The organism is Anaplasma marginale str. Florida (assembly GCF_000215485.1).
GTDB classification, from domain to species: Bacteria; Pseudomonadota; Alphaproteobacteria; order Rickettsiales; family Anaplasmataceae; genus Anaplasma; species Anaplasma marginale.
Genome location: NZ_AFMS01000195.1, coordinates 1 through 9,521, shown reverse-complemented (window position 1 = coordinate 9,521; position 9,521 = coordinate 1). Strand labels below are relative to the sequence as shown.

Sequence of the window (9,521 nt, the reverse complement as noted above, 5' to 3'; positions counted from 1 at the left end):
AGAGCTGTGGTGGTGGCCTTGGTAGGAGATGAGGTACCAGAGAGGCTGGCGGCCTTAGGCCAGTGGGGTTGAGACTCCTACTGCTAAGGCTGCTAAGGCTGCTAAGGCCGCTGAGGCTGCGATACGGCGACTAGGCTGGGCTGGGAGTAGGACTACAGGGGGCGCCGCCGTCCCCGCGCAGCGCTTCCACCGCGATATACTTGTTACAAAAAGTAGGTGGTGCCACAGCTTATGCTGACCTTGCCGGCCTGTTGGCATCAAGCGAGGAGGAATAAGAACGACCTTTGGTTATTGTTGCTACATCTTGCAGGGTTGAGCTGATGTCCGGTGTGTCGCTCTCTCCTGATGCGCTGGCCCCCAGGTGCTCTTCGGCTTCAGTATTTGCATCTGCGGCGAACGGATTTGTGGGATCCAACCACCAACGGTCTGCTGCTGGTGACGCACTACCACTGGTACCAGCGCACGGTTGTTGTATCTCGCCACTCTCCACCGAAGCGATGCTTGCAGCCCGCCTTGCAAGTAGTGTAGCTACGTCCTCGCCGCTGTCTTCTAATATTCTGACCAATACTTCCGCATTTGCGGCGTTTCTGTCGTGGTTTTTTAACTCAGAACATAGCTGCGGTTTTATGTCGCGATATGCAGTGAAGCTCATTCCCAGCTCGTTCGCGACCATTTTGTCTTTCTTGTATATGAGATTTGCTGCACACGCGGCAATGCAATACATGACAAACAAGGAAATCAAAGCTGTGGAGATTATTGTTTCCAAGCTCTGCGTCACGGGCCCTGGTGCACTACCAAGGTGAAACGTGGTTATGGAATTTGCCAGTAATGCAACGCACGCAAAAGAGAGAGTGCCAAACATGAGTAGGCGCTTGGTATCCTTGCGGTATATGCAGATCGATCCTACGCAAACGCCGATTAGTGCACAGTAAGAAACCGCTGACGCTATGGAAGCACCTGAATGTGCAATGCTGCTTAAGGATAACTGTGCGATACTAGCAATGGCCAGGGTTGCAAATGTGACAAGAAACACGGCACGTAGCGCAAGTTCCCCACGGGATAATTGCTTTCGGCTCGCAAGTAGCAGGAGATTGTGCCACTTGCTGACCACTTTTGCCTTTTCTGTGAGCCTGTGGTCACTATCCATATACCCGAAGCCAGGCTCCGATGCGATCATGTTTACGGTGTAAGTAAGGCGCCGCGAAGCTTCTGCGTCGTCCCCGAACAGCATATCGTACGGATCTGACTTAGGAAGCTGTCCGTCCCTGTAGACGCTGTTCTGCCAACGCATGATACCCAAGTTGTAGCTGGGGTCCTTGCTCCTTCCGCGAGCAATTAATGCGAATACCACAGGCATTATGGGCAGTATTAAAGTTAGTAGTACGCTGAAGGCACATCTCCACGCTTTTTCTTCTGCCGACAACAATGACCACTTTTCCGCATAGAGCACCGAATCGAGCAGTTTTTGTCCCAAAGGTTTTTCGGATGCTCTATACTTTACAGTGAAAAATTTGTTATCATCGCCAGCAACGCGTGCTGCGCCATGTGTACTGGACATCAACTCCGTCAGCAGCTGACGCATTTCCTGTGGTGCGCCGTCCCATACCATAAGGGCTTTAAGCCCACGGAAGTCCATGCGTGAGAACTCCCTGTGGTAGATGAGCACAACTGCATTCCGTGAGGGAAACGCGTATCTAGCGTCGCTTATGCATGTTTCACTGCTTATGCCCTTTCCCGTTAAATACTCACAATCTTGTGCGCTGCACATTATTCGTACTACCAATCCGGAGGATGCAAGCGCTGCAACCGTCTTTCGGACGTCTGCTGGCTTGGAGTCAAAAAAGCAGAAAGTCCTACTGAGTAGCACATCGTTGAATTCCACTTCCGAGCTACCCGCTGGTAGCGCTTCTAAATCTCTATTTATTAGTGCGGATGCAGGAGCAACGCCGGGTATAAGGCGTCCAAGCCTAACTATGCCCTTACCAGGCATGAAAAGCGCAAACCTCCTACTTATGTCTTGTGCGGAGTACGCCACCCCGCGGCTACTAGGCATGAATTTCCCTCCTATTTTGTCCCGTGCGCCGCACTAGGGCACTATCGCACCCACTTGCCAGGCCTCCCAGGGTTTATCAGGACTGCTAAACAGCGTGATGTGCGTGCTTAAGGTAATGCCGCACAGCCTTAGAATTCTAACACAGGTTACAAATTTAGTAAATACCAATACGTCAAACAATGACCAATATTGCCGGAGAAACCGCCGCGTCTATAGGGGGTTTGTGGATGCAAGGGCAACTACAAGTTGTGAGCAACCGGAGCTAAAAGCATACGACGGCGCCTTTGCGCGCGGCGACTGCTGGAATCAACTCAAAACCCTCCCGCAATACGGGCATTGCTGGTTTTTCCCAGTGATTTTTATATACACCCTTGGATGCCCAGAATATAACCCCTCTGCGTCATTGCCGTCGCAGAACGTCACTTTCTCTTCGTTACAAGACTTACCGCTCATATGCAACTCCACAAAAATGTGCTTGCCATGCAGTTATTATACCATTTGTAGACCCTTTGTTGTATGTACCCATACGTCTATTAGCACCTTAGTCAGCACCACCGCGGATAACATTGAGCACAATATACCAACTCCCAGCGTTACAGCAAAGCCGCTCACTGACACGCTACCCATGATGAACATTATGGCAGCGACTATTAGCGTGGTAATGTTGGAATCGAAAATTGTCGACATGGCATTTCTAAAGCCCTTATCCACTGCCAACCTTAATTTTCTGCCGGTGCGTATTTCCTCCCTTATGCGCTCAAAAATGAGCACGTTTGCATCTATGGACATACCTACTGTGAGCGTCATCCCAGCTATGCCCGGAAGAGTTAACGTTGCTCCGATAAAAGTCATGGTCAGCAACACAAACACGATGTTGAAAATCAGCCCGACTACCGCAAAAACCCCAAGTATTCCGTATGACGCAGTCACAAATGCAGAGACACCCACCACGGAGGCGAGCATTGCCACCTTGCCCATGGCAATTGACCCGGCGCCCAAACTGGGCCCGATTACCTTTTCTTCTATTATGCGCAAAGGTGCGGGTAGTGACCCAGATTTAAGCAACACTGCAAGTTCTTTCGCTTCACTCATGCTGAATCTGCCGCTAATTTCACCATTCCCACCCAGTATGGGTTCCCGAATAGTGGGTGCCGTCAACACGACGTTATCAAGTACCGCTGCAAACTGCTTGCCTGCGTGGTTTTTTGTGATTTCCGCCAGCTTCTTAGTAGCCACGCTGTCAAACTTGAAATACACCACGGGCCTTCCTAGGCTATTAAGCCCCGCACTAGCATCGACTAGTGAGTCTCCGCTTATCTCTACCTTTTTCAATACCGGGTACACATTGCCGGCTGTGTCGCTCAGCAGGCTGGTCACTACGGGGTCTATGTCTGACAAACTTTTAACCTCTTCAAGTAGGTGAAAGGTCAGCTTAGCAGTTTTGCCTATCAGCGACTTAATGCTATCAGGATTGTATATTCCTGGGACTTGCAGGGATACTTTATCTTCCCCATAGCTTTTGATAATAATCTCCTTAGTGCCAGATGTGTCCAGCCTGCGTTGCACGTTCTGTATGGAATCAGACACAACCCCACGCAATAGCGATTTTGTGTATCCACTTGTGAAGGATATTGCAGCACGGTCATAAGCGCCAGAGACGGTGACGTTGGCGTCAAAACGCTTTACACGCGCGTAATCCTTTTCATTAGATAAAGACAGCACTAAGGAATCATCCTTCACATACAACCTTTTGTATGAGATCTTTTCCTTAAGCAAGAAAGCCTGGAGTGTATCACTCAAGCCATAGAGCCTTCCTTTAAGATACTCATGAAAATCAACTTCAAGCAAAAGATAGACGCCACCTTGCAAATCCAGGCCCAAATTTGCCTTTTTCTTTGATATCAACAAATTAGAATCCACAAAGTTGGGCATGACTAAGTACACCGACACCACACACAGTATGAACGCGGCCACTGCCTTGCCTATAGGATGCATGTTTTACCACTATGCAATTTGGGGTACATTATATTAAATCTGGGCAAATCCGAATAGCGGTTTTATGCAGCGCTTTAAAATTTCCTCTGAGTTCAACCCATCTGGTGACCAGCCAGGTGCAATTGATAGCCTAGTGCGCGGCATAAGCTGTGGTGCAAAAGAGCAGACTCTGTTGGGTGTGACGGGGTCTGGGAAAACATTTACCATGGCTTCGGTGATTGAGCAAACGCAGCGTCCTGCGATTATAATTGCACACAATAAAACCCTAGCGGCGCAGTTGCACGAAGAAATGCGGTCGTTCTTTCCGGAAAATGCAGTGGAGTATTTTGTCTCATACTACGACTATTATCAGCCCGAGGCGTACATTCCCCAAAGCGATGTGTATATAGAAAAAGATGCGCTGATAAACGACAAAATTGACCTACTAAGACACTCTGCAACCAGATCGCTGCTGGAAAGGAGAGATGTAGTAGTTGTTGCCAGCGTGTCATGCATATACGGTTTAGGATCGCCCGAACTCTACTCAGAGATGACCGTGCCTATTGCTCTTGGTATGAAGCTAGATATGTGCCAACTACAAGAAAGGCTTGTGGAGCTGCAGTATAAGCACGGCAACAGATATGAGCGCGGTAGCTTCAGCGTACAGGGCGATGTACTGAGCGTGTTTCCCTCACACTATGAAGACAGAATATGGAAGATATCGTTTTTTGGTGACGAGGTAGACTCCATACAGGAAGTTGATCCAAAATCTGGTATGGTGACGTTGAAACTGGAAAAGATAAAAATATTCCCCAACAGCCACTACGTTACCCCCAGGCCGACTTTGCTTCAGGCCATCTCTGAGATTGAAAAAGAGCTCGATGAATGTGCGCTGCAGTTTAAGCAGTGCAACAAAATAGTTGAGGCAGATAGAATTGTGGAGAGGACACGATTCGATATCGAGATGATGAGAGAGACAGGTACCTGCAAAGGTATCGAGAACTACTCACGTTATTTGTGTGGCAAGGAAGCGGGGGATCCGCCCAATACGCTGCTGGATTACCTGCCGCAGGATGCAATAATGTTCATCGATGAAAGCCACATGACTGTGCCTCAGATTAGAGCCATGTACAATGGGGATAGGATGAGGAAGGCTAATCTTATCAACCACGGGTTCAGGATGCCATCTGCACTGGATAACCGCCCACTAACTTTTGCGGAGTGGGAAGATAGAAAGCCAACAGTGGTTTACGTTTCTGCTACTCCGGGGCAGTATGAACTACAGCAGACCGGAGGTGTAGCGACAGAACAGTTAATCAGACCTACTGGGCTGTTGGACCCTGTGTGTATCGTGAAAGGTGCAGATGGGCAAATACACGATGTGATGTGCGAGAGCCAAGCAACTATAGCGCGCGGATATCGGGTGCTGATCACTACGCTGACTAAAAAAATGGCAGAAAATCTAACCGAGTACATGCGCGAAATGGGCATCAAAGTTGCGTATCTACATTCTGACGTTAAAACCCTAGAGAGGATTGAAATCATTAGCGATCTTCGGCTGGGAGTTATCGACGTTCTGGTGGGTGTAAACCTTATGCGTGAGGGGCTAGACATACCAGAGTGTGCCCTTGTTGGAATACTGGATGCTGATAAAGAAGGCTTTTTGCGTTCTACGACTTCCCTAATACAGACGATAGGGCGCGCTGCACGTAATGTGGAAGGCAGAGTGATTCTATACGCAAATGTAATTACCAAGTCCATGCGTACAGCTATGGAAGAAACTGACCGCCGACGTGATATACAGCGCAAATATAACCAGGAGCATAGCATTGTGCCCCGCACTATCCAAAAACCCGTGCAGACCAGCCTTAGTGAGCGTGTAGGCTCTTCTCGCAAAAAAGTCTCCCGCGATACAAATACCGATCCCGCAAACCGCGATATTGTAGAGCTGCAAAAAGAGATGCTTTTGTGCGCGGAGAACCTCGATTTTGAACGTGCAGTAGAAATACGCAATGAAATAAAGAGGCTTACTGCTCCGTGATGATATGCTGCGTGGACGCTGATGGCCGTTTGTCTCCGCGTATCTGGTAATGATTCCTTAAAACTTTGCCCCTAAAAGCTCTGACCGTTCGCGTCTTCGGGCGGCAGCACTTGAATTTATGAGAGGCACGCAACGCGGCGGTACAGGGAATGTTGTTTCGCCACTTGCGCATCATACAGCCTTGAGCTTGCTCCATGGGCATTTCGTCTCCTGAAACACCCAGCGGCTCAACCACGTTTGGCTCTAGATGTTTGCCACGGCGCTTTTCGGTTGTTGCAGAGTGAGGTTACGCCATTATTAGGCTTTCTCGCAGCACAAAGACTTGATGGGAACACCCGCGGTGGGCTGGTGCCAAGCGTCCATGCAGTATGGTATTCTGGTGTTGTATGCTGGCTGGTGACCAGACTGGGTTGTGCTTTGCCACCCGCAGCACCTAATGCTGAGCCACGCTTTTGACGTTTTGCACGGTTCTGCTCGCTGGTGCCCCACACCACGTAGCTCGTGGTGCGTATTAGGGGATTGTAACTTTGGTTTGAGGCTTGGAATGATACATTTTGACGGTAGCAAACTTGCTGAGGCTTTCAGCAACGGAGGTATATACGTACACTCCGATCCATATTTGGGGCACAGATTTGTTGGCGGGGAAATTGCGGAAGGCATTTTTACTATAGACTATCTGGCTCCTGTAGAGTTTAGCCAAGACGGGAAAACCGGCACTATTAGCTTTGAGAATATAGTCGATCCTGAATTTGCTGGGCTGGCACATGTCGTACCCGAGGGGACAGACTCATTCAAAAATTACAGAACTTACGGATCATTTAGATACACAGACCACGCATCTGCGGAGTTACTCAATATGGCGTACGGGGAAAAGCACTACACTTACAAAGTGCAAAATGGTGGCGGCCAAGCATTTACAGGGCAACTCACTGAATTAGGTGATTGCGCTGTTGCTAAGAACGGATTTTCCATACTAACAGGCCCAGCACGCGGATCGGTAGCGTTTGGTGATAATACCGTTGTTTTTCAGGTGTCGGTTCCGGACTCCCAAGTACTAGATGTCGTATTGTATCCGCCGAAATATATATCTGCGCACGAGGGTAATGCCGAACCGGTAACTGCGGAAAGCAAGACAGAAACTCAGGGTGTTGTGGATGCTGCAAAACATCCGTCAAGTTCTGAGCATGAACCTAAAACTAATACTGAGGCTGACATGTTGCCATTGACCGTTGAAACATCTAACCCCGCAAACGCTCCACAAGAACACATAATGGCACCTGATGGCCAGCCGCAGACACCTGAATCAAAGCCTAGTACCGGAGCTACGGCAGATCAGGACATGCGACAGCAACCTACTCCGGGCGAAGTGGGTGAAGCGCGCGAGAACAATGTTGTTGATGATGGATCTGCTGAGGACAAAGGCTCCCAAGGCAACAATGATCACACGTCTGAAGAGCTGCATGATGCGGGAAAGTCTGGGTACTCTAAAATTCTTGGATGGATTAAATCTATTTTTTCCTAGGGTAACTACCGACGTACCGCTTATTTCGTTTTTATAGGTCTAAAATGATATATTTCGATGGCAGCTCCGCCGAAAATTCACAAGGTGGCAGCGTATATATACACTCCGATGCACGAAAAACGTACGTCGACGGTGGTGAAGCGGTTGAGCACCGTATCGATTATTTTTGTCCGGCCGAGTTTACTTACAATGAAGATGGCACCATACACTTCCAGGCCAGTGGGGTGTTTGAGCATCCAGCGCATCCTGACATTCGCAGAAATTTTGTGGTAACGGGTGACTTTGAGTATGTAAATTACTACGATGCAGCGCTCAACAATGTGCTGTACTCAGAATATTGGTACCCAATAGAGCGCGAGGGTGAGGTCAAAGCTGACGACGTGCTGGCGCGATACAACGTAGGAACTCGTACCCCCATAAGCGGACGGATTGTATTTGACGATCGCAGAACTGTAGTGTTCCAAGATCCTGATGTGCTTGAATTGATCTTGCGAGTTCCTGATGACATGAAAGCTCAGTATGAATTTATCATACCAGAACCTAGAGTGTACTAATGGCACTGGAGTGGCTGTGCGCCACCCTTGGTGGCAAACAAGCTTTCGCGCGTAAATTATGGCTGAGGCCACATGTGTATGCTCCAATGGCCGGGTAGTTGCGGCTGAAATACACGTGTGGCGCCTGTAGACGCGTAACGTGTGCCCACCGCTAAGTTGGGGTGTACAGCATTTAGTGCCTCACACTAGGGGCAATAAATTGTTTTAGGACTGATATTTAGGAGGGTTAACCCGCATGAAGACATTTTTGAGATATTTCAAGAATCCTACTGCAAGCAGAAGGTTTGCTAGAACTGTTAGGCTGCCATCATACTCGGGTGCACACCCGCTACGGCCCTGCAGCGATCTTGTCAGTGCTATGCGCAATCATTCCCAATATGTTGCCAGAAGCAATGACGCCTCTGCGCATCTGCGCGAGAAGGGTACGGAGCATGAAGAATAAAATCCTGGCGACTTGACTATAGTTACAAGCACGTCTGCGACCCACACTTTACCAAAAAATGCGGCAACGCACATGTACTGCTTTGGAGGTTACGATGACAGACTATACAGACTTTCTAGGATTTCCTATCACTCACCACTACGACGCTTGCGACCCCAGCGGCCAGGAACCCTACTGCTACGCACACCCCAAGCACCCGGAAATCGACGAAGCGTCAGTAGCACTGCTTATAGAGGGCTACAAAAAGATGCAAGAAGCCCACCTGCGCGGCGCCACCCTGGCATAACAGCGGGGATCAGCTTCCAGCCAGGAGCCCCAGCTGAGGACAGTGCAAGAAGCACCAAGAAAATCTGTGGTGCTCCTTGCAATAGATAGTCTACACCAATTCGGCTGTCGCACCACCATTGCGATGACATGTCGGGCAGGTGTCGGCGACGTTTTCCTCAGCGGGTTCGGCGATTGTTGCATCTAGCTCTTCTGCCACCGCCTCATTGACCTTGACTATTATCAAGTCAGTATTTAGCACGTCGCTGTGGAAGACTATACGTCCATCATCCCCCTCTTGCCCTTTTATGCCGGAAAACTCTAGCCCCCTGCTAACCACAGAGTATTGCTCCTCTGCGAAGTTTTGGCAGGGTGCGTCGTAGTAGGAAACAAAGCGCGCTACCGGCCCCCCATCAGCGTTTTCCACATAGCCGTTTATTGCACTAGTATGGGCGCCCCTGCAGCCTGCTGAGGCCTCAGCAACATTTTCTGCCCAGAACCACCAGCTACCGTCATGCGCACGCTCGAAAGTGACGGCAGTAAACTCTGTATTGCAATCGCAATTGCCAGTACACAACTCACTATTGCTGACAGAGCCAGAAATGGAAATGTTGTATGTTCCCTCACCGAAATCCACCATAGTAACCCCAAGAGCACGATAAACTTTCACA

General features: G+C 49.3%; 9 protein-coding genes. 5 read left to right on the top strand and 4 right to left on the bottom strand.

Annotated elements, in window-relative coordinates; all coding sequences use genetic code 11:
* Positions 1-229 precede the first annotated feature (229 nt).
* The 3 genes from GAC_RS05245 to secD form a co-directional block, all read right to left on the bottom strand.
* A complete protein-coding gene (locus tag GAC_RS05245) occupies positions 230-2,053 on the bottom strand; it encodes a hypothetical protein (protein WP_010268897.1) in 1,824 nt (607 codons plus the stop codon).
* 306 nt (positions 2,054-2,359) lie between these two features.
* A complete protein-coding gene (locus GAC_RS05580) occupies positions 2,360-2,506 on the bottom strand; it encodes a zinc-finger domain-containing protein (protein ID WP_010266367.1) in 147 nt (48 codons plus the stop codon).
* A 36-nt stretch (positions 2,507-2,542) separates the two neighbouring features.
* Positions 2,543-4,048, bottom strand: coding sequence for a protein translocase subunit SecD (secD, locus tag GAC_RS05240; protein ID WP_010268892.1), 1,506 nt, complete (start codon positions 4,046-4,048; stop codon positions 2,543-2,545).
* Positions 4,049-4,112: 64 nt separating this feature from the next.
* Between secD and uvrB the strand changes: the two genes are divergently transcribed.
* From uvrB to GAC_RS05215, 5 genes are all read left to right on the top strand, one after another.
* Positions 4,113-6,068, top strand: coding sequence for an excinuclease ABC subunit UvrB (gene uvrB / locus GAC_RS05235; RefSeq protein ID WP_010270990.1), 1,956 nt, complete (start codon positions 4,113-4,115; stop codon positions 6,066-6,068).
* 544 nt (positions 6,069-6,612) lie between these two features.
* Positions 6,613-7,590, top strand: a complete 978-nt coding sequence (locus GAC_RS05230; RefSeq protein WP_010270987.1) for a hypothetical protein — start codon at positions 6,613-6,615, stop codon at positions 7,588-7,590.
* Positions 7,591-7,634: 44 nt separating this feature from the next.
* Entirely contained in the window at positions 7,635-8,144 is a 510-nt protein-coding gene (locus GAC_RS05225) for a hypothetical protein (protein ID WP_010268885.1), read from the top strand.
* Between the two features lie 235 nt (positions 8,145-8,379).
* Positions 8,380-8,586, top strand: a complete 207-nt coding sequence (locus tag GAC_RS05220; RefSeq protein WP_010266359.1) for a hypothetical protein — start codon at positions 8,380-8,382, stop codon at positions 8,584-8,586.
* Between the two features lie 94 nt (positions 8,587-8,680).
* Complete coding sequence (locus GAC_RS05215; RefSeq protein WP_010266358.1) at positions 8,681-8,872, top strand: hypothetical protein; 192 nt, start codon at positions 8,681-8,683, stop codon at positions 8,870-8,872.
* Positions 8,873-8,962: 90 nt separating this feature from the next.
* Here the strand turns inward: GAC_RS05215 and GAC_RS05210 are convergent.
* On the bottom strand, positions 8,963-9,521 hold a 559-nt coding region (locus GAC_RS05210; RefSeq protein ID WP_050813522.1), incomplete at its 5' end, for a hypothetical protein.